Origin of the sequence: Pseudomonas sp. TE50-2 (genome assembly GCF_040813665.1) — a bacterium.
Lineage (GTDB): Bacteria > Pseudomonadota > Gammaproteobacteria > Pseudomonadales > Pseudomonadaceae > Aquipseudomonas > Aquipseudomonas soli.
The window spans coordinates 1,316,450-1,339,666 of sequence record NZ_JBFNXN010000001.1 but is presented as its reverse complement, the minus strand read 5'-3'; the positions used below and the strand labels follow the sequence as shown (position 1 = coordinate 1,339,666).

The 23,217-nt window shown below is 64.7% G+C and carries 22 protein-coding genes and 5 tRNA genes; 20 read left to right on the top strand and 7 right to left on the bottom strand.

Annotated elements, in window-relative coordinates:
* Positions 1 to 42: 42 nt before the first annotated feature.
* Positions 43 to 930: an ATP-binding protein gene (locus AAHK21_RS05975; protein WP_367856712.1), complete on the top strand. Its 888-nt coding sequence runs from the start codon at positions 43 to 45 to the stop codon at positions 928 to 930.
* Complete coding sequence (locus tag AAHK21_RS05970) at positions 931 to 1,413, top strand: GAF domain-containing protein (RefSeq protein ID WP_046856554.1); 483 nt, start codon at positions 931 to 933, stop codon at positions 1,411 to 1,413.
* An 84-nt stretch (positions 1,414 to 1,497) separates the two neighbouring features.
* Here AAHK21_RS05970 and AAHK21_RS05965 read toward each other — a convergent pair whose 3' ends face one another.
* The gene (locus tag AAHK21_RS05965; protein WP_046856553.1) at positions 1,498 to 2,265 is read right to left on the bottom strand and encodes a hypothetical protein; all 768 of its coding nucleotides are present in this window, start codon (positions 2,263 to 2,265) and stop codon (positions 1,498 to 1,500) included.
* Positions 2,266 to 2,698: 433 nt separating this feature from the next.
* On the opposite strand from AAHK21_RS05965, the gene AAHK21_RS05960 reads away from it, so the two are divergent.
* From AAHK21_RS05960 to AAHK21_RS05930, 7 genes are all read left to right on the top strand, one after another.
* A tRNA-Glu gene (locus tag AAHK21_RS05960) sits at positions 2,699 to 2,774 on the top strand.
* 4 nt (positions 2,775 to 2,778) lie between these two features.
* Positions 2,779 to 2,854 (top strand) — tRNA-Gly (locus tag AAHK21_RS05955).
* Between the two features lie 92 nt (positions 2,855 to 2,946).
* Positions 2,947 to 3,022 (top strand) — tRNA-Glu (locus AAHK21_RS05950).
* 4 nt (positions 3,023 to 3,026) lie between these two features.
* A tRNA-Gly gene (locus tag AAHK21_RS05945) sits at positions 3,027 to 3,102 on the top strand.
* Between the two features lie 80 nt (positions 3,103 to 3,182).
* Positions 3,183 to 3,258 (top strand) — tRNA-Gly (locus AAHK21_RS05940).
* Positions 3,259 to 3,915: 657 nt separating this feature from the next.
* Positions 3,916 to 5,037 (top strand): hypothetical protein, encoded by a 1,122-nt coding sequence (locus AAHK21_RS05935; RefSeq protein WP_367856711.1) that lies wholly within the window; start codon positions 3,916 to 3,918, stop codon positions 5,035 to 5,037.
* 5 nt (positions 5,038 to 5,042) lie between these two features.
* Entirely contained in the window at positions 5,043 to 5,534 is a 492-nt protein-coding gene (locus tag AAHK21_RS05930) for a hypothetical protein (protein ID WP_367856710.1), read from the top strand.
* Positions 5,535 to 5,636: 102 nt separating this feature from the next.
* On the opposite strand, the gene AAHK21_RS05925 is transcribed toward AAHK21_RS05930, so the two are convergent.
* The 4 genes from AAHK21_RS05925 to AAHK21_RS05910 form a co-directional block, all read right to left on the bottom strand.
* The gene (locus AAHK21_RS05925; protein WP_367856709.1) at positions 5,637 to 6,047 is read right to left on the bottom strand and encodes a PA2817 family protein; all 411 of its coding nucleotides are present in this window, start codon (positions 6,045 to 6,047) and stop codon (positions 5,637 to 5,639) included.
* A gap of 170 nt (positions 6,048 to 6,217) precedes the next feature.
* Positions 6,218 to 8,665, bottom strand: a complete 2,448-nt coding sequence (locus AAHK21_RS05920) for an acyl-CoA dehydrogenase (protein WP_367856708.1) — start codon at positions 8,663 to 8,665, stop codon at positions 6,218 to 6,220.
* A gap of 148 nt (positions 8,666 to 8,813) precedes the next feature.
* Positions 8,814 to 9,053, bottom strand: a complete 240-nt coding sequence (locus AAHK21_RS05915; RefSeq protein WP_046856549.1) for a DUF3077 domain-containing protein — start codon at positions 9,051 to 9,053, stop codon at positions 8,814 to 8,816.
* Complete coding sequence (locus tag AAHK21_RS05910; RefSeq protein WP_046856548.1) at positions 9,050 to 9,289, bottom strand: hypothetical protein; 240 nt, start codon at positions 9,287 to 9,289, stop codon at positions 9,050 to 9,052. Before AAHK21_RS05910 ends, AAHK21_RS05915 begins: the two co-directional genes overlap by 4 nt.
* A gap of 420 nt (positions 9,290 to 9,709) precedes the next feature.
* Here AAHK21_RS05910 and AAHK21_RS05905 point away from each other — a divergent pair, with 420 nt between their 5' ends.
* The 3 genes from AAHK21_RS05905 to AAHK21_RS05895 all read left to right on the top strand — a co-directional run bounded on the left by AAHK21_RS05905 (position 9,710) and on the right by AAHK21_RS05895 (position 12,175).
* Positions 9,710 to 10,333 (top strand): glutathione S-transferase, encoded by a 624-nt coding sequence (locus tag AAHK21_RS05905; protein WP_367856707.1) that lies wholly within the window; start codon positions 9,710 to 9,712, stop codon positions 10,331 to 10,333.
* Between the two features lie 133 nt (positions 10,334 to 10,466).
* Complete coding sequence (locus AAHK21_RS05900; RefSeq protein ID WP_046856546.1) at positions 10,467 to 11,399, top strand: ABC transporter ATP-binding protein; 933 nt, start codon at positions 10,467 to 10,469, stop codon at positions 11,397 to 11,399.
* The gene (locus tag AAHK21_RS05895) at positions 11,396 to 12,175 is read left to right on the top strand and encodes an ABC transporter permease (RefSeq protein WP_046856545.1); all 780 of its coding nucleotides are present in this window, start codon (positions 11,396 to 11,398) and stop codon (positions 12,173 to 12,175) included. Before AAHK21_RS05900 ends, AAHK21_RS05895 begins: the two co-directional genes overlap by 4 nt.
* On the opposite strand, the gene AAHK21_RS05890 is transcribed toward AAHK21_RS05895, so the two are convergent.
* The gene (locus AAHK21_RS05890; protein WP_367856706.1) at positions 12,059 to 12,715 is read right to left on the bottom strand and encodes a DUF2062 domain-containing protein; all 657 of its coding nucleotides are present in this window, start codon (positions 12,713 to 12,715) and stop codon (positions 12,059 to 12,061) included. The genes AAHK21_RS05895 and AAHK21_RS05890 overlap by 117 nt on opposite strands.
* Before the next feature lie 144 nt (positions 12,716 to 12,859).
* On the opposite strand from AAHK21_RS05890, the gene AAHK21_RS05885 reads away from it, so the two are divergent.
* From AAHK21_RS05885 to murB, 8 genes are all read left to right on the top strand, one after another.
* The gene (locus AAHK21_RS05885; protein ID WP_367856705.1) at positions 12,860 to 15,070 is read left to right on the top strand and encodes a DNA internalization-related competence protein ComEC/Rec2; all 2,211 of its coding nucleotides are present in this window, start codon (positions 12,860 to 12,862) and stop codon (positions 15,068 to 15,070) included.
* A 124-nt stretch (positions 15,071 to 15,194) separates the two neighbouring features.
* Entirely contained in the window at positions 15,195 to 15,830 is a 636-nt protein-coding gene (locus tag AAHK21_RS05880) for a MotA/TolQ/ExbB proton channel family protein (protein ID WP_046856543.1), read from the top strand.
* Positions 15,827 to 16,261, top strand: coding sequence for a biopolymer transporter ExbD (locus AAHK21_RS05875; RefSeq protein WP_023632003.1), 435 nt, complete (start codon positions 15,827 to 15,829; stop codon positions 16,259 to 16,261). The genes AAHK21_RS05880 and AAHK21_RS05875 overlap by 4 nt, the downstream gene beginning before the upstream one ends.
* Complete coding sequence (gene lpxK, locus AAHK21_RS05870; RefSeq protein WP_367856704.1) at positions 16,261 to 17,271, top strand: tetraacyldisaccharide 4'-kinase; 1,011 nt, start codon at positions 16,261 to 16,263, stop codon at positions 17,269 to 17,271. Before AAHK21_RS05875 ends, lpxK begins: the two co-directional genes overlap by 1 nt.
* 33 nt (positions 17,272 to 17,304) lie before the next feature.
* On the top strand, positions 17,305 to 17,490 hold the full coding sequence (locus AAHK21_RS05865; protein WP_003247142.1) for a Trm112 family protein: 186 nt from the start codon (positions 17,305 to 17,307) through the stop codon (positions 17,488 to 17,490).
* Complete coding sequence (gene kdsB, locus AAHK21_RS05860) at positions 17,487 to 18,251, top strand: 3-deoxy-manno-octulosonate cytidylyltransferase (RefSeq protein WP_367856703.1); 765 nt, start codon at positions 17,487 to 17,489, stop codon at positions 18,249 to 18,251. Before AAHK21_RS05865 ends, kdsB begins: the two co-directional genes overlap by 4 nt.
* Entirely contained in the window at positions 18,251 to 18,715 is a 465-nt protein-coding gene (locus tag AAHK21_RS05855; protein ID WP_038705674.1) for a low molecular weight protein-tyrosine-phosphatase, read from the top strand. The genes kdsB and AAHK21_RS05855 overlap by 1 nt, the downstream gene beginning before the upstream one ends.
* Positions 18,712 to 19,731 (top strand): UDP-N-acetylmuramate dehydrogenase, encoded by a 1,020-nt coding sequence (gene murB, locus AAHK21_RS05850; RefSeq protein WP_367856702.1) that lies wholly within the window; start codon positions 18,712 to 18,714, stop codon positions 19,729 to 19,731. The genes AAHK21_RS05855 and murB overlap by 4 nt, the downstream gene beginning before the upstream one ends.
* Positions 19,732 to 19,838: 107 nt before the next feature.
* On the opposite strand, the gene rne is transcribed toward murB, so the two are convergent.
* The gene (gene rne / locus AAHK21_RS05845) at positions 19,839 to 23,054 is read right to left on the bottom strand and encodes a ribonuclease E (RefSeq protein WP_367856701.1); all 3,216 of its coding nucleotides are present in this window, start codon (positions 23,052 to 23,054) and stop codon (positions 19,839 to 19,841) included.
* Between the last annotated feature and the right edge of the window lie 163 nt (positions 23,055 to 23,217).

Below are 23,217 nucleotides of genomic sequence, written 5' to 3'. Positions count from 1 at the left end.
GCGCGCAGCGGCCCCAAAAAACTGAAATCAATAGGAGTCGCCATGGACGCCCGCCTTACCGCTTTTATCGACCGCGCCGAATCAGTCCTCGCCCGCCTCGAACCCCTGCTGCCTGCCCCGCGCCCGGACATCGACTGGACCCGCACCCTCGCCGCCCGCTGGCAGCGCGATGGCCGCAGCGGCTACCTGATGCCGCTGGAGGTCAGCCTCGATATCCGCCTGTCCGACCTGATCGGCGTCGACCAGCAGCGCGAGCAGCTGGGCCGCAACACCCACCAGTTCATCAACGGCCTGCCCGCCAACCACGCCCTGCTGTGGGGCTCGCGCGGCACCGGCAAGTCGTCGCTGGTGCGCGCGCTGTTGGCCGAGCACGCAGGCCAGGGCCTGCGCCTGATCGAGATCGAGCGCGACCACCTGGCCGACCTGCCGCGGGTGGTCGAGCAACTGCACAAGCTCGAGCAGCGCTTCATCCTGTTCTGCGACGACCTCTCGTTCGAGGCCGGGGAGGGCGACTACCGGGTGCTCAAGAGCGTGCTCGACGGCTCGCTGGAGCAGGCCCCGGACAACGTGCTGCTGTACGCCACCTCCAACCGCCGCCACCTGGTGCCGGAGAAGCAGAGCGACAACGAAAACTGGAAGATGGTCGACGGCGAGCTGCACCCCAACGAAGCGGTGGAGGACAAGATCGCCCTGTCCGACCGCTTCGGCCTGTGGCTGTCGTTCTACCCGTTCAGCCAGGAGCATTTCCTCAACGTGGTCGAACACTGGATCGGCCAGCTGGCGCGCCCGGCCGGGCTGCACTGGCAGCGTGACGAAGCCCTGGACATCCTCGCCGTGCGCTGGGCCACTGGCCGCGGCAACCGTAATGGCCGTTGTGCCTATCAGTTCGCCCGCTACTGGGTCGGGCTGCAATTGCTGGAGCAGAAATAAATGATCGACCTCAACGCCAGTGGCCAAGGCCTCGATGGCTACGACCTGCTGGCCGCGCAAGTGCAGGCGCTGTTCGCCGACGAGCGTGATTTCATCGCCAATGCCGCACAGTTCTCGGCGTTTCTCTACAACCAGGTGGAGGACTTGAACTGGGCGGGCTTCTATATCAACCGCAACGAAGAGCTGGTGCTCGGCCCGTTCCAGGGCCAGGTGGCCTGCGTGCGCATTCCGTTCAGCCGTGGCGTGTGCGGCGCCGCGGCGGCCACCCGTAGCACCCAGCGAGTGGAGGACGTGCATGCCTTCCCCGGGCATATCGCCTGCGACAGTGCGTCGAACAGCGAGTTGGTGATTCCGTTGGTCAAGGCGGGCAGGCTGATCGGCGTGCTCGACCTGGACAGCCCGAAGCTGGCGCGCTTCAGCGCGGCCGACCAGGCGGGGCTGGAGCGCCTGGTCGAGGTGTTCCTCGAGTTGACCGACTGCTGAAATGAACAAGGGGCCTGCGAAGGCCCCTTGTTCTTGGATGTTACAGCGTGAAAGCGGGCTTGCCCCGCGACAAGGCCAGCACTGTCAGTCGTAGATCACCTTCTTCTTCCAGGTCTCGTCCTCATCGGTCTTGAGCCCCTGGGTCAGCGCGTTCTGGTCGTTCTCCGCCGGCTCCATCTGGTCCAGCACCTGGGCGTTGGCCCGGTTCAGCAGTTTCTCCATGTAGGTCAGCTGCTCTTCGTACTGCTTGGGCTCCGGCTGCTTGCGCAGGTACTGCACGCCACGCTCGAAGGCCAGGCGCGCCTGGCCCGGCTGGTTCTGCTGCAGGGCCTGCTGGCCGAGGTTGTTGAAGAACTCGATATGCAGCAGCACCAGGATATGGCGGATCTCCTTGACCCAGTACTTGCCTTCGTTGGTCGCCAGGAAGCCTTCCTGGGTGGCGCGCACGATCTGGTTGTGCAGCAGCTCGAGCAGAAAGCGCACGTCCTTGGCCTTGACCTCGGTATGGATCGGCGCGGGCGGGTTGCTTACCGGGATGCGCTCACCCAGGCCGATCAACCCCTCCAGCTCGGCGATGCGCGCCTTGAGGTCGCCACTGTGCTTGTCCAGGGCCAGCTGGCGCTGGTTGAGGTTCAGTTCGAGGCGGGTCAGCAGCAGCTTCAGCGCGGGCGTCATGAACTGCCCGGGGAAGGTCTCGGTGATCTCGCCGCAGCGGCGCAGGCGGTCGGCCAGTTCGACCTTGAGCCGTGCACGCTCGAGCTTGCCGTTTTCGACCACATTGTTCAGGTAGCCGATCACGATCAGCAGCGCGATACCTGCAACGATAAGCAGGGTGATCAGAAGTGGTGTCACCGTTAACGCCTCATGAAGAAGTTTTGCATCTATCGAGAGTGTAGTGAGTCCGCCCGAAAGCGAACAGTGCAGCCCGGCGGAACAGCCTGCGCTCCATTGAATCTGTGGTGGATTCATGGGAGCCGGCTTGCCCCGCGATCAGGCCCTCAAGCCTTGCCTATATGTATCGGCCCGTAATCCAAAACCTACAGATGCTGGCACATCGCTACGAGCTTGCCGAGCCGGCGTCAGAAAAGCAACGCCAATCCCCGGACACATCCTGCATCACTGCCTATGACGACGGGAAGTCATTGATTTAAATAAATTTCTACAAAGGGGTTGACGGCCTTGCGAGGCATCCATAGAATGCGCGCCACTTGCAGCGTAAAGCACACAGCGAAACGCGGCAGGGAGTGAAAGCAAGCAGTGCTTTTATAGGTATTGCGAGCAGCGTGTCCCCTTCGTCTAGTGGCCTAGGACACCGCCCTTTCACGGCGGTAACAGGGGTTCGAGTCCCCTAGGGGACGCCACATTGCGGGAATAGCTCAGTTGGTAGAGCACGACCTTGCCAAGGTCGGGGTCGCGAGTTCGAGTCTCGTTTCCCGCTCCAGTTTCTCCGGCACTGCTTCGGCAGGGCAGGAAAAGAAAATCCAGGCTGAATCGTGAGGTTCATGTTCTGGTACGCTGAAAAGCGTCGGCTTAGTCCCCTTCGTCTAGTGGCCTAGGACACCGCCCTTTCACGGCGGTAACAGGGGTTCGAGTCCCCTAGGGGACGCCATATTGCGGGAATAGCTCAGTTGGTAGAGCACGACCTTGCCAAGGTCGGGGTCGCGAGTTCGAGTCTCGTTTCCCGCTCCAGTTTCAACGCATCGTTTCGGCGGTGCCGGTGGTGAAGGTCTTCAAGGCGCTTCACGCCACATGCGGTAAAGCTTCACCCTGCGGGAATAGCTCAGTTGGTAGAGCACGACCTTGCCAAGGTCGGGGTCGCGAGTTCGAGTCTCGTTTCCCGCTCCAAATTGAAAACGCCACTTCGTTTGAAGTGGCGTTTTTTTTTGCGTTAATTGTCTCCAGCGCTGCCTTTCCGAATGTGGTTGGGGGATCTCGATCCGTCGTTAAAATTGCTTGACGCCTTTGCTCTAGGTATCGGGTGTATATAATCGCGGTCTAGTACATTGTCCGCCCAGGTCCTGGCTTTGGGCGCTTTGGGCGCTCTGCCGCTCAATGCTATATCGAGGATCGAGAACGGGGTCCCGACATAGTTCGCCCACTTCGTAACCTGCATCGCCGTTTCATTGGTATAGCCCGAGGCCTGGTAAACCATTGAGCCGACAAACGAAACCGTTTGCAGGGCCGCGTTGGCGACGGTCATAGCAGCCACGGGAGCGGTAGCTCCTAACGTGACGACTGCCGAAACGACCATGGCGGCCGCCACCACGTACGACAACACCAGGTTTATGGACTCCATCATAATGCCAAACCAATCGAGGCTGGGTTGGTTAGCTAGGGCCCACTGTTGTTCGGGTGTAAGCTCAATGCCCCTTTTTCCCCGCTGAGCTAGGCCACGTTCCCCTTTCTCCGAGATGCCTCGGGAAGCCCGCCCCGTCGGATCGCTGAAGGTGATGGGGTTGCCTTGGCAATAGGCATACTGGTACCACTGCTGGCGAGCTTGCAGTGGTCTACGACTACGACAAGAAGAATGCACGTCTGAACGGCTGGACCATGCCTGGCGAAAATGGGCGTCCGTGGCAGAAGCTGAAACGTGAGTATTACCAGACCGGCCAGATCAAAAGTGAGACCTGGACACAGCACGAAAGTGGCGAAGAAGATGCGCCACCAATCGGTGAGTCACAAACCCAGCACTATGTTTATAGTCATCGAGGACGCTTGCTCAGCTACACCGATGTCCTGGGCCAAATCCAGTCTAACGAGTTCTACCCTACTGGGCAGTTGCAAAAGACCACGCTGAAGGACAAGACCGGCAAGGTGTTGCTGGAAACCGACTTTACTTATTACGAGCTTGGGCAACTCAAGTCGCATACTACATATGACCGAGAGACTGGCCAGTCACTGGCCACCGAGTTGAAATACGACGAGTTCGATCGCGAGACCGAGCGCAAGTTTACGGCAGGGCCGCTGGTACAGACGCTTGCACAGACCTACGACGACGTGGACGCCTTGCAGATGCGTACGTTGTCCGAGGGGCGGGAAGCCCTGCGGGTTGAAAAGTATGAGTACGACGAGCGTCAACGCCTGAAGAAGTACACCTTCACCGGTCGTGGGGTTGATAGTGATCCCTACCAGCCACAAGACCCTTATGGCAACTATATTACCGGGCAACGGTTCGAATTCGATGCCTTGGATAACATCACTGAGGTAGTAACTACTTTTGTCGGTGGCTCGAATACCGCGACCTACCACTTCGATTACGAGGACCCGGCGCAGTTGAGCAGCATCACCAACAAACCCACGGACCCGGCGGTGCGCACGTTGAACGGCTACCCGGAAGAAATTGTTCTGGAGTATGACAACAACGGCAACCTGGTAGTCGATGAGCAGGGCCGTGCGCTCGAGTACAATGCGCTTAATCAGCTGTTGTCCGTAAGCGAGGATGACAAAAAGATTGTCTCGTACTTCTATAACCCGCAGAACATCCTGATGGGCACGGATGAAGAACAGCGCTTCTACCTGGGCGATGAATTGACCGCGCTGAAGACCGACGATGGAGGAACGCGTATCAGTACTTCGCCGGCAGGGCCGTTGGCTGAGACTACAGTGTCGCAGGGGCAGGAGTGATGGCGATGAAAAATAGCGTACGCAATTTAGCAATACTATTGAGTCTGTCGCTGGCAGCTGCCTCATGTACTCAGCTTTCGCACAAAGAATCCGTCAGTGGTCAGGGTTCAGACTCAGGGGTTGTCGTAATTTCCGATAAAAATAAAGATAAGGAATGCTCGATGAGTCCTATCGAAGGATTTTCCTGGACTTACGGGCTTAAAGCCGGGAGTCCCTGTACATCATTAAAAAATGATGACGCCTATTATTTTAGAATTGACGGTGTGCCGTCCGGGGTACTCATCACTTTTTACGATGAACCCTACTGTTCCGGTACAGGTAATTTCGTCTTCACGGTGCGTACAACGCAAAGCCCAACAACTACTGACACAATACGCCTCAGTTCTGCACACGGTAGGCCAACTGGGAGTATGCTTGCCGCCGGGCTAAGATTGGAGTCGACGGAAGGGAGTGGGCAAGTCGATGGCAAGCTGTCCTGCGTAAGAATAGAGTACTGACGATGCGATTATCGTTCAGCTGCTCAGGAGAAAAAACAGAACATAACCAGTAACAAGCCAGATGCCCATGGCGCGCGACGTGGCGCCATGGGCATTTTCCTGTCAGTGAGACGTATCTCCGTTTGCACTCTGGGCTCGTTGCTTTTCCAGGTGCCATTCGAAGGTTTCACCTTTTTGCTCGGCAAGGTAACGACGTTCTTCCAGTTCCTGGTACAAGGCCAGCTCTTCATCCGGCATGAAGTGCAGGCAATCGCCACCAAAGAACCACAACAAATCACGCGGCACCAGGTGGGCGATCTGCGGATAGCGCTGGATCACCTGGCAGATCAGGTCCTGGCCCAGGTACTGGCTTTGCAGCGGGTCCTGCGGCAGCAGGGTGAGCAGTTCGTCGAAGCGCTCGAGGAACAGGGCGTGGCTTTCCTCCGGGACCTGTTCGGCTTCACCCAGCGCGGCCAGGATGGTGCGCAGGTGGTGGAGCAGTTGCAGGTGGTATTCCAGGTGGGGGTTGGCCATGGCGGCGCTCCTCGGTGGTTGAAACGGGGGGCGGAGTATACGCTGGTTTTGCATAGGCTGGCAGCGTAGCCGTCTGTGCTGGCCTCATCGCGGGGCAAGTCGCATCGGCGCACCGCCGCTCCCACGTATTGGGGGCAGCGGGCTTACTTCGCGATGCGTTCGGCGAATGCTCAGCGCACTCTGCCTGCCTCGGGCAACAGCACTTCCTTGTCGAACGCATCCACATCGATCACCACCCGGCGTGCCTGCTCGGCTCGATGCAGGCGCTGGCCTTCCTCCGCCTGCAGCACACCCGCTTCGATGGCGGCGTCGATCACCGATTGCCCGGCTGCCGCCTGCACCTTGCCTTCCTTGACCGCCTGATGCAGCGCCTTGTGCAAGGGGGCCACATCGTCCAGCAGGTCACAGGCCGTCTGTAGCGCGGCTACCGGGTCGCCTTCGGCCTGAGGCCTGAAGCAGCCCTCCAGCACTGCTTCCAGCGCCGGGTCGCCTTTGCCCCGGCCGATCAGCGCCGCCACCTCGGCATCCAGCTCATCGCTTGGCCCGGTATGCCTGCGGCCAAATGGGAACACCAGCACGCGCAGGGCGCAGCCGATGAAGCGGTTGGGGAAGTTGTCGAGCAGCGCGGCGAGCGCCTTTTCCGCCTGGCCCAGGTTTTCCTCCAGCGCCCAGCGCAACAACGGGCGCAGGTGCTCGGGCGAGCCCAGGTCGTGGTAGCGCTTGAGCGCGGCGCTGGACAGGTACAGGTAGCTGAGCACATCGCCCAGCCGGGCGCTCAGGCGTTCGCGGCGCTTGAGCGCGCCGCCCAGCAGCATCATCGACAGGTCGGCCAGCAGGGCGAAGGCTGCCGCCTGACGGTTGAGGGCGCGGAAGTAGCCCTGGCTCAGGGCGTCGCCCGGGACCTTCTCGAAATGCCCCAGGCCCAAACCCAGCACCAGGGTGCTGGCGGCGTTGCCGGCGGCGAACAGGATGTGCTGCATCAGCAGGTCGTCGAACTCTTTCAGCGCCTGGTCATGGTCCTCGCGCCCGGCCAGGGCCATTTCCCTGAGCACGAACGGGTGGCAGCGGATGGCGCCCTGGCCAAAGATCATCAGGTTGCGCGAGAGAATGTTGGCGCCCTCGACGGTGATGAAGATCGGCGCGCCTTGCCAGTTGCGGCCCAGGTAGTTGTTCGGGCCCATGATGATGCCCTTGCCGCCGTGCACGTCCATGGCGTGCTGGATGCATTCGCGGCCGCGCTCGGTGAGGTGGTACTTGAGGATCGCCGACAACACCGAGGGTTTTTCGCCCAGGTCCACGGCCTGGGCGGTGAGCAGGCGGGCGCTGTCCATCAGCCAGGCGTTGCCGCCGATGCGCGCCAGCGACTCCTGGATGCCCTCGAAGGCGGCCAGTGGCACGTTGAACTGTTCGCGCACGCGGGCGTACTGGCCGGTGACCAGGCTGGTGTACTTGGCCGCGCCGGTGCCGACTGCGGGCAGGGAGATGGAGCGGCCCACCGACAGGCAGTTCATCAGCATCATCCAGCCCTTGCCGAGCATTTCCTGGCCGCCGATCAGGCAGTCCAGCGGCACGAACACATCCTTGCCGCTGTTGGGCCCGTTCATGAACGCCGCGCCCAGGGGCAGGTGGCGTTGGCCGATCTCCACGCCCGGCAGGTCGGTGGGGATCAACGCCAGGCTGATGCCCAACTCGGCCTGCTCACCCAGCAGGTGCTCGGGGTCGTAGGCCTTGAAGGCCAGGCCCAGCAGGGTGGCTACCGGGCCGAGGGTGATGTAGCGCTTCTCCCAGTTCAGGCGCAGGCCGATGACTTCCTCGCCTTGCCACTGGCCTTTGCAGATGACGCCGGTATCGGGCATGGCGCCGGCGTCGGAGCCGGCCAGGGGGCCGGTGAGGGCGAAGCAGGGGATGTCGTCGCCGCAGGCCAGGCGCGGCAGGTAGTGGTTGCGTTGCGCCTCGGTGCCGTAGTGCAGCAGCAGCTCGGCCGGGCCCAGGGAGTTGGGCACCATCACGGTGGAGGCTAGGTCGCCGCTGCGGGTGGCCAGTTTCATCGCCACCTGCGAGTGGGCGTAGGCCGAGAAGCCCTTGCCGCCGTATTCCTTGGGGATGATCAGGGCGAAGAAGCCGTGCTGCTTGATGAAATCCCAGGCCTGCGGCGGCAGGTCGAGGTCTTGGCCGATCTGCCAGTCGCTGACCATGGCGCACAGTTGCTCGGTGGGGCCGTCGATGAAGGCCTGTTCTTCCTCGCTGAGCTTGGGCGCGGGGTAGTCGAGCAGGGTGTCCCAGTCGGGGCGGCCGCTGAACAGGTGGCCGTCCCACCACACGGTGCCGGCATCGATGGCTTCGCGTTCGGTGGGCGACATCGGCGGCAGGGTGCGCTGGAACCAGCTGAACATCGGCGCGGTGAACAGTTTACGGCGCAGCTCCGGCAGGGCGAAGAAGGCCGCCTTGGCGGCGATCACCACCCAGATCAGCGTCAGCAGCCAGCCTGGCGCGGTGCTGAAGATGCCCATCAGCAGGGTATAGGCGGCGATGGCCGCGAGGATCTGCAGGGGCGCCAGGCGCCGATGCAGGAGATACGCGTCGCCAAGCACCAGGACCAGCAACCACAACAGCAACATGATTCTTCCTCCTTGGAAGCGGGCGTTAGGCCAACCCACAGAGCTTAGACGCGCCGGGGTGGATGGCCTGCTTAGAAGACTGACCGGGTTCTGTAGCGGGAGTTCGGTGGTGTTGATGGATCCCGGGGCCGCAAAGCAGCCCCGGGGATCATTTGCTTCTATTCAACCCCAGCTCCATGTCATCGATCAGCGCCTTGGCCATGGCGCTGAGGATGCGCGCCGAGCTGCCGGCCAGCAGGTCGCCCTCCATTTCCGCCTCGCAGGTCAGGTGGCGAATGCAGCCGAGCAGCACCGACAGCTCGCTGAAGGCATCCTCGAAGGTAACGCCCGGCTCGATCTTGAACAGGTCCAGGCAGGTGGTGCGGCCTGCGGTATGGCCGCGGCTCATGGCTGCACCTGTGGCTTGTGCTCGAGCAGGGCGCAGGCGAGCTGGCCGAGGTAGTCGCTGGCGGTGAACAGGCGGTCCTGGGTTTCGCCGGGCTCGGTCTTGAAGTAGATATCGAGGACGTCGGAAATGGCGGTGGCCACTTCGACGGCGGCGGACATGGCTTCTTCGCGGGTGAGGGTGGGGCGGATGCTGATGAAGGGAGCGAGGCGGGGTGGGTCTGGGACGATTTTTTTCATGGTAGAGCTTCCTTGTGGTTACGAGTACACCACCACCCGCATCCTTTCTCACGAGATCAAGGTGGCAGCCATGTACGGGGTGAGAAATCCGGGCCACAAGGTAAACCCGGCCAGACCGAGGTCTGCCCGTACACGGCCACCATGACGGAGGCGCGTTACCGTTGTGGGAATCGGGTTTCTCACACCCGGTCACCAAATGTGGCGACCCGGTGAAGGTATCCCCGGGGTATTTCCCCGACAACGCGGCGGCTTCCGGCAAGCGCGTAGGATAGTTCCCAAGCTTTGCTGGCTGAAGCATTTGGTTTCAGGTTCGGAAATATCTGACAGATCGTGGGGGCGCGCAGCGGCCCCCGGTTTCACTGGCACCGCCCAACGCTTGGAGTAGACTGTCCCACCTCCCGCATTCATAAGGACGTTGCCATGCTGAAGATCTGGGGCCGCAAGAATTCGAGCAATGTGCGCAAGGCGTTGTGGATCGCCCACGAGCTGGGCCTGGACTTCGAGTCCATCGATGCCGGCGGCGCCTTCGGCGTGGTCAACGAACCGCACTACCGGGCCCTGAACCCCAACGGCCTGGTGCCCATGCTCGAAGACGGCGACCTGGTGCTGTGGGAGTCCAACACCATCGTGCGCTACCTGTGCGCCGAGTACGGTGCAGAGCAGGGCTGGTACCTGGACGACCCGCGCCAGCGCGCCCTGGCGGACAAGTGGATGGACTGGACCACCTCGTCCTTTGCCGGCCCCTTCCGCCCGCTGTTCTGGGGCCTGCTGCGCACCCCCGAGGACCAGCGCGACTGGGTGGCGATCAACGCCGCGCACAAGCAATGCGCCCAGTTGCTGGCCATCGCCGACGAGACCCTGGCCAAGCAGCCGTACCTCTCGGGCGAGCAGATTGGCATGGGCGACATCCCCCTGGGCAGCTTCATCTACGCCTGGTTCGAAATGCCGATTGAACGCCCGGCCATGCGCCACCTCGAAGCCTGGTATGCGCGCCTCAAGCACCGCCCGGCCTACCAGGCGGCGGTGATGACCGCCCTGACGTGACGCCACTTCGATAGTCACTATCGATACATGTGACTGTACTTGTGCGGCCGGGCCTTGCACCATGGCCGCACTCACTGCGCCAGTGTCTTTACCTGGCGTGTCCCGAACCTTTTTCATCGGTACCTGACCCGCCATGAGTTCCGCCCTGTCCATTCGACAGCTGACCAAGACCTACGGCAACGGCTTCCAGGCCCTCAAGGGCATCGACCTGGATGTTGCCGAAGGCGACTTCTTCGCCTTGCTCGGCCCCAACGGCGCCGGCAAGTCCACCACCATCGGCATTCTCTCGACCCTGGTGAACAAGACCAGCGGCACGGTCAACGTGTTCGGCAACGACCTGGACCGGTCGCCCGCGGCGCTCAAGCGCTGCCTGGGCGTGGTGCCCCAGGAGTTCAACTTCAACCAGTTCGAGAAGACCTTCGACATCGTCGTCACCCAGGCCGGCTACTACGGTATCCCGCCCAAGGTGGCCAAGGAGCGCGCCGAGCAGTACCTCACGCAGTTGGGCCTGTGGGACAAGCGCGACGTGCCTTCGCGCTCGCTGTCCGGCGGCATGAAGCGCCGGCTGATGATCGCCCGGGCGCTGATCCACGAGCCGCGCCTGCTGATCCTCGACGAGCCGACTGCGGGGGTGGACATCGAGCTGCGCCGTTCGATGTGGAGCTTCCTCACCGAGCTCAACCAGAAAGGCATCACCATCATCCTCACCACCCACTACCTCGAAGAGGCCGAGCAGCTGTGCCGCAACATCGGCATCATCGACCACGGCACAATCGTCGAGAACACCAGCATGCGCCAGCTGCTGGGCAAGCTGCATGTCGAGACCTTCGTCCTTGACCTGCGCCACGACCTGCCCGCCGCGCCCGAGCTGCAGGGTTACCCGTGCCGTCTGATCACCCCGCACACGCTGGAGGTGCAGGTGGACAAGGACATCGGCATCACCGCGCTGTTCGGCCAGCTGGCGCTGAAGAACATCGAGGTGCAGAGCCTGCGCAACAAGACCAACCGACTCGAGGAGCTGTTCGTGTCCCTGGTGGAAAAGAACCTGTCGAAGGTGGCCGTATGAGTGTGGAACTGCGCACCAACTGGGTCGCCCTGAACACCATCGTCTACCGCGAAGTGCGGCGCTTCCTGCGCATCTGGCCGCAGACCCTGCTGCCGCCGGCGATCACCATGGTCCTGTACTTCGTGATCTTCGGTAACCTGATCGGCCGGCAGATCGGCGACATGGGTGGCTTCACCTACATGGAGTACATCGTGCCGGGGCTGATCATGATGTCGGTGATCACCAACTCCTATGGCAACGTGGTATCGAGCTTCTTCGGCAGCAAGTTCCAGCGCTCCATCGAGGAGCTGATGGTGTCGCCGGTGTCGCCGCATACCATCCTTGTCGGCTATGTGCTGGGTGGCGTGTTGCGCGGCTTGGCGGTGGGGGTGATCGTGACCTTCCTGTCGCTGTTCTTCACCCATCTGCAAGTGCACCACCTGGGGGTGACGGTCATCGTGGTGCTGCTGACCGCGACCATCTTCTCGCTGCTGGGCTTCGTCAACGCGGTGTTCGCCCGCAACTTCGACGATATCTCGATCATCCCGACCTTCGTGCTGACACCGCTGACCTACCTGGGCGGGGTGTTCTACTCGATCAACCTGCTGCCGCCGTTCTGGCAGACCGTGTCGCTGGCAAACCCGGTGCTGCACATGGTCAACTCGTTCCGCTACGGCATCCTAGGGGTGTCGGATATCAGTATTGGCACGGCGATCAGCTTCATGCTGGTGGCCACCGCGGTGCTCTACCTGCTGTGCGTGCGCCTGCTGGTCAGCGGCCGCGGCATGCGCGCCTGAGCCCCCTGAACTCTGGGTGGGGGTGGCGGCGCAGCGACACTGGCGCCGGCGCCACTGCCGGCCCACCCACCAGCGCCAGTAGCCCATGGTGGTGAAGTAGGCGAGCACGCCCAGCACCACCCCGCACACCACCGAGCCGAGCAGGAACGGTTGCCAGATCGTCGCCAACTGCTCGGTGACCCAGTCGACGGTGATCGACTCGGGCAGCGTGCGTGGCGGCACCTGCAGCAGCCAGGCACCGGTCATGTAGGTGACGAAGAACACTGGCGGCATGGTCAGCGGGTTGGTCAGCCACACCAGGCTCACCGCGATCGGCAGGTTGCCGCGCACGGGAATGGCCAGCGCGGCGGCCAGCAGCATCTGCATGGGGATGGGAATGAGCGCGGCGAACAGGCCGACGCCCATGGCCCGTGCCACCGAATGGCGATTCAGGTGCCAGAGGTTGGGGTCGTGCAGCAGCTTGCCGAAGAAGCGTAAGGATTTATGTTCGCGGATGCTGGTCGGGTCCGGCATGTAGCGTTTGAACAGACGGCGCGGCATGTGGGCTCCCGGCAGGGTTGAAGGGCGTCAGTATGCCCTGATTGAAACGCAGCCTCGTTCAGAGTTTGTGACAATTGATTAGCAGGGTTTCCCCGCCAATCGGCTAAGCCTCAGGGGTCGTGATCGCTTCTGGAGCTCTATCTCATGCGCACAGGGATGCTGGCGCTGGTGCTCGGGCTGTTGAGCCTGCGCTTTTTGCCCGTTTTGCCGCCGGTCGGGTGGCTGATTCCGTTGCTGTTGCTGGCCTTGGCCTGTCTGCGCACGCGGGCCTGGCCGCTGGGCTGGTTCGTGCTGGGTGGTTGCTGGGCGTGCTGGTGGGCGCAGCAGGCGCTGGATGATCGCCTGGCCCCGGCGCTGGATGGCCGCACGCTGTGGTTGGAGGGGCGGGTGGTGGGGCTGCCGACCCGCACGGAGCGCGGCGTGCGTTTCGAACTGGAGCATCCTGAGTCGCGCCGGGTGCAATTGCCCAGGCGCCTGCAACTGAGCTGGTTCGCCGGGCCCGAATTGCGCGCCGGTGAGCGCTGGCGCCTGGCGGTGAACCTGCGTCAGCCCCACGGACTGCTCAACCCCCACGGCCCGGACCGCGAAGCACTGTTATTGGCCCGGGGTATCGGCGCCACCGGCTCGGTCAAGGCCGGCGAGCTGGTCGGCCAGGTAGCGGTGGGCTGGCGCGATGCCGTGCGCCAGCGGCTGATGAATGTGGATGCCCACGGTCGCGAGGCGGCACTAGCGGCCTTGGTGCTGGGCGATGGCGCCGGGCTGGCCCGCGAGGACTGGCAGACCCTGCAGGCCACCGGCACGGTGCACCTGCTGGTGATCTCCGGCCAACATATCGGGCTGTTGGCCGGGCTGGTGTACGGCCTGGTCGCGGGCCTGGCGCGGCTGGGCGCCTGGCCATCGCGCTGGCCATGGCTGCCCTGGGCTTGTGGCCTGGCCATGGCCGCGGCATTGGGCTACGGCTGGCTGGCCGGCTTCGGCGTACCGGTGCAACGGGCCTGCCTGATGCTGGCGGTGGTGCTGCTTTGGCGCCTGCGTTTCAGGCATCTGGGGGCGGCCTTGCCGTTGCTGCTGGCGTTGTCGGGGGTGTTGCTGATCAATCCATTGGCCAGCCTGCTGCCGGGTTTCTGGCTGTCGTTTGCCGCGGTTGGCGTGCTGATGCTGTGCTTCTCTGCCCGGCTCGGCGCCTGGCGGCCCTGGCAGGCCTGGAGCCGCGCCCAGTGGGTAATCGCCGTGGGCCTGTTGCCGGTGCTGCTGGCGCTGGGGCTGCCGGTCAGCCTGACGGCGCCGCTGGCCAACCTGCTGGCGGTGCCCTGGATCAGTTTCGCGGTGTTGCCGCTGGCCTTGCTCGGCACGGCGACGTTGCCGGTGCCCGGGGTGGGGGAGGGGCTGCTGTGGCTGGCGGGGCTTTCGCTGGATGGGCTGTTTCGCCTGCTGGCGCAGCTTGCGGGGCAGTGGCCTGCATGGCTGCCCGAACCGTTGCCGCTGTGGGCCTGGCTGTTGGTCGCGCTGGGCGCGCTGTTGCTGCTGCTGCCTCGGGGCGTGCCGTTGCGCTTGCCGGGCGCGGTGATGCTGCTGGCCTTGTGGGCGCCGCGCGAGCAGGTGCCCCTTGGGCAGGTGCAGGTGTGGCAGCTGGATGTCGGCCAGGGCCTGGCGGTGCTGCTGCGTACCCGTCATCACGCGCTGTTGTACGACGCCGGGCCTGCGCACGGGGACAGCGACCTGGGCGAGAGCGTGGTGCTGCCGACCTTGCGCAGGTTGGGGGTAAAGCGCCTGGATCTGATGCTGGTCAGCCACGGTCACGCCGATCATGCCGGCGGGGCGGCGGCGGTGCGTCGGGGGCTGCCGGTGACGCGGGTGCTGGCCGGGGAGGTTGCCGGGCTTGCGCCTGCCGCGCTGTGCGAAAGTGGTGAGCGCTGGCGCTGGGATGGGGTCGATTTCGAGCTGTGGCATTGGCCACAAGGCACGTCTAGCAACGACCGTTCCTGCGTGCTGCGGGTGGTGGCCAATGGCGAGCGCCTGCTGCTGGCCGGCGACATGGAGGCCGCGGCGGAGCGGGCTTGGCTGGCGGCCAGCGAGGATCCGCGTGTCGATTGGTTGCAGGCGCCGCACCACGGCAGCCGCACGTCGTCCACCGAACCGTTCATCAAGGCGCTGGCGCCACGCGGGGTGATGATTTCGCGGGGGAGGAGCAACGGCTTCGGGCATCCGCATGCGCAGGTGATCGAGCGTTATCGGCGGTATGGGGCGCGGGTGCATGACACGGCGCTGGCGGGGGCGCTGGGTTTACGCCTGGGGAGTCAGGGTGCAGTGGTAGGGGCGCGCGCAGAGCGCAGGTTCTGGCGCGAAGGCGAATGACGCTATCGCGGGGGCAAGCCCGCCCCCACGTTGCCATGCGATAGGCGATTCCCTGACCTCCGGCAGATGAGCCCCAGGCGGTCCTATGGTAGAGTGGCGGCCTTTTTCCGAGGGGATGCTTACTGTGTGGGAATTGGTCAAGTCCGGTGGCTGGATGATGCTGCCGATCATCCTGAGCTCCATCGTCGCCATGGCGATCGTCGTCGAGCGCCTGTGGACCTTGCGCGCCAGCCGTGTCACCCCGCCGCACCTGCTGGGCCAGGTATGGATGTGGATCAAGGACAAGCAGCTCACCGGTGACAAGCTCAAGGCGCTGCGCGCCGATTCGCCGCTGGGCGAGATCCTCGCCGCAGGCCTGGCCAACTCGCGCCATGGCCGCGAGATCATGAAAGAGTGCATCGAGGAGGCCGCCTCGCGCGTCATCCACGAGCTGGAGCGCTACATCAGCACCCTCGGCACCATCGCCGCCATGGCCCCGCTGCTGGGCCTGCTGGGCACCGTGCTGGGCATGATCGACATCTTCAGCGCCTTCATGGGCTCGCAGATGACCGCCAATGCCGCGGTACTGGCCGGCGGTATCTCCAAGGCCCTGGTCACTACCGCGGCCGGCCTGATGGTCGGTATCCCGGCGGTGTTCTTCCACCGCTTCCTGCTGCGCCGCATCGATGAACTGGTGGTGGGCATGGAGCAGGAGGCGATCAAGCTGGTCGAGGTGCTGCAGGGCGACCGCGAAGTGGAAGTGGCCGGAGGCAAGGCGTGAAGTTTCGGCGCAATCGCCAGCGCGAGAACGTCGACATCAACCTGGCGTCGTTGATCGACGTGGTGTTCGTGCTGCTGCTGTTCTTCGTGGTCACCACCACCTTCACCCGCGAGACCCAGCTGCGTGTCGAGCTGCCCGAAGCAAGCAGTGCCGCGCCCGCGCAGCCCGATGATGGCAAGCTGATCGAAGTCACCATCAGTGCCGACGGCGTGTATTCGGTGAACAACCACCTGCTGCCCAAGAGCGACCTGGCTACCCTGACCGAAGCCATCGAGAAGGAATCCGGCGGTGACATCACCCTGCCGCTGGCGATCAGCGCCGATGGCAAGACCCCGCACCAGGCTGTGATCACCGCAATGGATGCGGCCGGCAAGCTCGGCTTCAGCAAGTTGCGCATGACCACCGTCGAGGCCGCGCAGGGCAATCCCTGATGGCCTTCGCCGACCGTCTGCTCGCCGCCTGGTATGCCGGGCACCCGGCGCTGGCCCTGCTGCGTCCGCTGGAGGCTTTGTATCGTCGCGTGGTGACGCGCAAGCGTGCGCGCTTCCTCAGTGGCATCAGCCCCAGCTACCGTGCCCCGGTGCCCGTGATCGTGGTGGGCAATATCACCGTGGGCGGTACCGGCAAGACACCGATGATCCTCTGGCTGATCGAGCACTGCCGCCGGCAGGGGCTGAAGGTCGGCGTGGTCAGCCGTGGCTACGGCGCCAAGCCGCCGCAGTATCCCTGGCGTGTCGCCGCCGACCAGCCCGCCGATCAGGCCGGCGATGAGCCTTTGCTGATCGTCCAGCGCACCGGCGTGCCGCTGCTGATCGACCCCGACCGCTCTCGCGCCGTGCAGGCGCTGCTGGCAAGCGACGCGCCGGACCTGATCCTGTGTGACGACGGCATGCAGCATTACCGCCTGGCCCGCGACCTGGAGCTGGTCCTGATCGACGCCGCCCGTGGCCTGGGCAACCGTCGCTGCCTGCCGGCCGGCCCGTTGCGCGAGCCCGCCGAGCGCCTGGCCGAGGCCGACGCGGTGCTGTTCAATGGCGCCGAGGCTGACCGCGACGGCGGCTTTGCCTTCCGCCTGCAGCCGTCGGCGCTGATCAACCTGCGCAGCGGCGAGCGCCGCGAGCTCGACCTGTTTCCCGCTGGCCAGGCGCTGCACGCCGTGGCCGGCATTGGCAACCCGCAACGTTTCTTCAACACCCTGCTGGGGCTAAACTGGCAGCCGGTGCCGCACCCCTTTGCCGACCATGCGCCGTACAGCCGCGAAGTGCTGTCGTTCAGCCCGCCGCTGCCGTTGGTGATGACCGAGAAGGATGCGGTGAAATGTCGGCCGTTCGCTGCCGACGACTGGTGGTACCTGGCGGTCGACGCCGTACCCTCGCAGGCGTTCGTCGCCTGGTTCGACGCCGAGCTCGATCGCCTGCTGCCTGGCCGCCTCCGGCCCTGAGCCTTTTTCAATTTCCGTTTCAAGGAAGCTCCCATGGACACCAAACTGCTCGATATCCTGGCCTGCCCGATCACCAAGGGCCCGCTCAAGCTCAGCGCCGACAAGACCGAGCTGATCAGCAAGGGCGCGGGCCTGGCCTATCCGATTCGCGATGGCATCCCGGTGATGCTGGAAAGCGAGGCGCGCACCCTGACCGACGACGAGCGCCTGGACAAATGAGCCTGGACTTCACCGTGGTGATCCCCGCCCGGCTGCGCTCCACGCGCCTGCCGGGCAAGCCGCTGCTGGCGATCGCCGGCAAGCCGATGGTCCAGCATGTGTGGGAGCAGGCGCGCAAGAGCGGCGCCTGCCGCGTGGTCATTGCCACCGACGATGCCAGCATCGTCGAGGCCTGCCAGGCGTTCGGCGCCGAAGTGCTGCTGACCCGCGCCGACCACGAGTCGGGCACCGACCGCCTGGCCGAAGTGGCTGCCCAGCTGGGCCTGGCCGCCGATGCCATCGTGGTCAACGTGCAGGGTGACGAGCCGCTGATTCCGCCGGTGATCATCGACCAGGTGGCGGCCAACCTCGCTGCGCACCCCGAGGCCGGCATCGCCACCCTGGCCGAGCCGATCCACGCGCCGGAGACCATCTTCAACCCTAGCGCGGTGAAGGTGGTCAGCGACAAGAACGGCCTGGCCCTGACCTTCAGCCGCGCCCCGTTGCCATGGGCCCGCGACGCGTTTGCCAAGGACCGTGAGCGCATGCCCGAAGGCGTGCCGTACCGCCGCCATATCGGCATGTACGCCTACCGCGTGGGCTTCCTTCAGGACTTCGTCGCCTGGGGCCCATGCTGGCTGGAGCAGACCGAGTCGCTGGAGCAGCTGCGTGCCCTGTGGCACGGCGTGCGCATCCACGTTGCCGATGCCATCGAGGCCCCGGCCGTGGGTGTGGATACCCCTGAAGACCTGGAGCGCGTACGGCGCTTGCTGGAGGCCTGATGCGCGTTCTGTTCGTCTGCCTCGGCAATATCTGCCGCTCGCCGACTGCCGAAGGCGTGCTGCGCCATCAGCTCGAGGCCGCCGGCCTCGGTGACGTGGTGCACGTGGCCTCCGCCGGTACCGGCGACTGGCATGTCGGCAAGGCGCCCGACAGCCGTACCTGCAAGGCCGCGCTGGCCCGCGGCTATGACCTGTCGCGCCAGCGCGCCCAGCAGGTCAAGGCGGCGCATTTCGCCGAGTACGACCTGGTCCTGGCCATGGACAAGAGCAACCTCGGCAACCTGCAGGCCCTGCGCCCGCACAACGCCACGGGCGAGCTCGACCTGTTCCTGCGCCGTTATGGCGCGGCCCTGGACGAAGTGCCTGACCCTTACTACGGCGGTGCCGAAGGTTTCGAGCAGGTCCTGGACCTGATCGAGGCGGCGTGCCGTGAGCTGGTCGTGGAAATCAAGGGGCGGTTATGACGGCGAACTGGCAGGAGCGGGTATCGCTCAAGCCCTACAACACTTTCGGCATCGACGTCAGTGCCCGTTATTTCACCCAGGCCCATGACGACGACGAGGCCCGCCAGGCACTGGCCCAGGCCGCTGCGCGGCAGGTGCCGGTGCTGGTCATTGGCGGTGGCAGCAACCTGCTGCTGTCCCGCGATGTCGACGCGCTGGTGCTGCATATGGCCAGCCGTGGGCGGCGCCTGCTCAGCGACGACGGCGAGCGTGTGGTGGTCGAGGCCGAGGCCGGCGAGCCCTGGCATCCGTTCGTGCAGTGGAGCCTCGACCAGGGTCTGTGCGGGCTGGAGAACCTCAGCCTGATCCCCGGCACCGTCGGCGCTGCGCCGATGCAGAACGTCGGCGCCTATGGCGTGGAGATCAAGGACGTGTTCACCGGCTTGACCGCGCTGGACCGCGAGACCGGCGAGCTGCGTGACTTCTCGCTGGAGGCGTGCGGCTTCGGTTATCGCGACAGCCTGTTCAAGCGCAATCCGGGCCGCTGGCTGATCCTGCGCGTGCGCTTTGCGCTGAGCCGGTCGTTGCAGGCGCACCTGGACTACGGCCCGGTGCGTCAGCGCCTGGCGGAGCAGGGTATCGAGCAGCCGACCGCGCAGGCGATCAGCGATGCGATCTGCAGTATCCGTCGGGAAAAGCTGCCGGATCCGGCTGAGCTGGGTAACGCCGGGAGCTTCTTCAAGAATCCTGTGGTGCCTGCTGCGTTGGCCGAGCGCATTCGTGCCGAGCATCCTGGCGTGGTGGCGTATCCGCAGGCCGACGGCCAGGTGAAGCTGGCGGCCGGCTGGTTGATCGAGCAGGCGGGGTGGAAGGGGTATCGCGATGGCGATGCCGGTGTGCACCGTTTGCAATCGCTGGTGCTGGTCAACTACGGCCAGGCGAGCGGGGCGCAGTTGCATGGGCTGGCGCAGCGGATCCAGGCGGATATCCTTGAGCGCTTTGGGGTCGAGCTGGAGATGGAGCCGAACCTGTACTGACTCTATCGCGGGGCAAGCCCGGATCACCAGTAGAGCCGTTACCATCCCGGCAAAGAAAAAGCCCCGCCAGTTCGCACTGGCGGGGCTTTTTCATTCAGCCGAGGCTATCAACCGTGATGAGGCTTGTGCTCATCGGCGGTTTCCAGCGCTTGCGCAGGGGCGGCTTCGGCAGCGGCCTGGGCGGCAGCGGCGGCTGCAGCTTCGGCTTCGCGCTTGCGGCGACGCACTTCACGTGGGTCGTTCGGGGCGCGGCCGTTGGCCAGCATCGCCGAAGGCGCTTCGACCGGGGCCGGTGCTTCCTCGGGCGCCTGCTCGGCAACGATCGGCGCAGGCTCGGCGGCAGGTGCTTCAGCCACTTCCGGCTGGGCCTCGACCACTGGCTCGACGACCGCTACAGGCTGCTCGGCTACCGGGGCTTCGACCACGGTGGCTTCGACTACCTGCGGCTGCTCGATTTCACCAGCTTCCACGGCAGGGGCTTGCAGCGCCTCGGCGACGACGGCAGGCTGCTCGGCAGGGGCTTCTTCGACCACTGGCTGCGGTGCTACTTCGACCACCGGTTCGATGCTCGGCTCGACGGCGACCACTGGCTCGCTGACCGGTTGCTCGACCACCGGGGCGATGGCGACCTGCTCGGCCACGACCTCGGTGATTTCCACCTGGGTTTCGGCGACAGCGGCGCTGGCGCGCTCGGCCTGCTGGTTGGCTTGGGCTTCGGCATCGGCGCTGATGTTGCTGGTGGCCACGGCGGCGATGACGGCAGTGCCGGCGGCCAGTTCAGCGCCCAGCTCGGTGGCCTGGTGCTGTTGTGGCTGCTGCTCTTCGCCGGCGTCTTCATCACCTTCGATCAGCTCGCCATTGGCGTTGCGCTGGCGCTCACGACGGTTGCTGCGACGACGCTGGCCACGGGAGCGGCGGCGCGGACGCTCGCCATCGGTGCCTTCCTGCTCGTCCTGCAGCAGTTCGTCGTTCGGCAGTTGCTCTTCGGCGAGCTCGGCGGCCTGTTCGACGGCCTGCGCCTCAGGGCGCAGCTGGCGCTCTTCACGAGGAGCACGTTCTTCACGTGGCGCACGCTCTTCACGAGGGGCGCGTTCTTCACGCGGTGCACGCTCCTCACGCGGTGCGCGTTCTTCACGCGGTGCACGCTCTTCGCGTGGGGCGCGTTCTTCACGTGGCGCGCGCTCTTCGCGAGGGGCACGTTCTTCACGTGGTGCGCGCTCTTCACGGGCTACACGTTCCTCACGTGGCGCACGCTCTTCACGCGGGGCGCGTTCTTCGCGGGCGGCCGGGGCCGGAGCGGCATCCAGAGGCTCACGCAGTTCGCGCACGCGCTCTTCACGGTTGCCACGGCGGTCTTCGCGCGGCTGGCGCTGGCGCTCTTCGCGTGGGGCGCGTTCTTCACGCGGTGCACGCTCTTCGCGTGGCTGGCGCTCTTCACGCGGGGCGCGCTCGCTGCGTTCTTCACGCGGCTTGCGGTCTTCCTCGCGGCGGCCATTGCGGTTGCGGCTCTGCTGGCGGCCGTTGCGGCGCTCTTCGTTGCGTGGCGAACGCTCGGTGGCCGGTTTTTCGGTGGTGACGGCCGGTGCGGCGGCAGGCTCTTCCTTGCCGGCGAACAGGCTGACCAGCGACTTGACCAGGCCCTTGAACAGGCTTGGCTCCGGTACGCTAGGCGCCACTGCCACGGGTGCGGCTGGCTGCTCTTCGACGGCGGCCGGTACCGGTGCGTTGGCGCGGGCCGGTGCGGTCTTCACCGCGGCTTCCTGGCGTACCAGGGTGCGGGTGGCGGTCGGCAGCGGCGCTTCTTCGGTCTCGGCCGAGGCGATTTCGTAGCTGGACTGGTTGTTCAGCACGTCCGGGTTGTCGTCGCGCAGGCGCTGGACTTCGAAGTGCGGGGTTTCCAGGTGGTCGTTCGGCAGGATGATGATGCGTGCGCGAGTGCGCAGTTCGATCTTGGTGATCGAGTTGCGTTTCTCGTTGAGCAGGAAGGCGGCCACCGGGATCGGCACCTGGGCGCGCACCTCAGCGGTGCGGTCCTTCAGGGCTTCTTCCTCGATCAGGCGCAGGATCGCCAGCGACAGCGACTCGACGTCACGGATGATGCCGGTACCCGAGCAGCGCGGGCAGACGATGCCGCTGCTCTCGCCCAGCGATGGGCGCAGGCGCTGGCGGGACATTTCCAGCAGGCCGAAGCGCGAGATGCGGCCGACCTGCACACGGGCGCGGTCGGCCTCGAGGCATTCGCGCACGCGTTCTTCGACGGCGCGCTGGTTCTTCGCCGGGGTCATGTCGATGAAGTCGATGACGATCAGGCCGCCGATGTCACGCAGGCGCAACTGGCGGGCGATCTCTTCGGCCGCTTCCAGGTTGGTCTGCAGGGCGGTTTCTTCGATGTCGCTGCCCTTGGTGGCGCGCGCCGAGTTGATGTCGATGGAAACCAGGGCTTCGGTCGGGTCGATCACGATCGAGCCGCCGGACGGCAGGTCGACAACGCGCTGGAAGGCGGTCTCGATCTGGCTTTCGATCTGGAAGCGGTTGAACAGCGGCACGCTGTCTTCGTACAGCTTGACCTTGCTGGCGTACTGCGGCATCACCTGACGGATGAAGGTCAGGGCTTCTTCCTGGGCGTCGATGCTGTCGATCAGCACTTCGCCGATGTCCTGGCGCAGGTAGTCGCGGATGGCGCGGATGATGACGTTGCTTTCCTGGTAGATCAGGAACGGCGCGGTACGGTCCAGCGAGGCTTCCTTGATGGCGGTCCACAGCTGCAGCAGGTAGTCGAGGTCCCACTGCATTTCTTCGCTGCTGCGGCCAAGGCCCGCGGTACGCACGATCAGGCCCATGTCGCCCGGAACGGTCAGGCCGTTCAGTGCTTCACGCAGCTCGTTGCGCTCTTCGCCTTCGATGCGGCGGGAGATGCCGCCGGCGCGCGGGTTGTTGGGCATCAGCACCAGGTAGCGGCCGGCCAGGCTGATGAAGGTGGTCAGGGCGGCGCCTTTGTTGCCGCGCTCTTCCTTCTCGACCTGGACGATGACTTCCTGGCCTTCGCTCAGGACTTCCTTGATGTTGACCCGGCCTTCAGGGGCTTTCTTGAAGTATTCACGGGAGATTTCCTTCAGCGGCAGGAAGCCGTGACGTTCGGAGCCGAAGTCGACGAAGGCGGCTTCAAGGCTGGGCTCGATCCGGGTGATCTTGCCTTTGTAGATGTTGGCCTTTTTCTGCTCACGGGCACCGGACTCGATGTCCAGGTCGTAGAGGCGTTGGCCGTCCACCAGGGCTACACGCAACTCTTCGGGTTGAGTTGCGTTAATCAGCATTCTTTTCATGTTGTACCGTCGGTTTCCGGGCTGCCGGAAACGGCGTTCGGCACACACGACTTTTCATGATCGGTGCCAAGGTGCGCAAAGGGTGGCGAACCACCCCCGTGTCTGACGACGTTCGGCACCAGCCGGTTGCCCAGCCTGCCGTTGTCGCGACGACGCGTCCTGT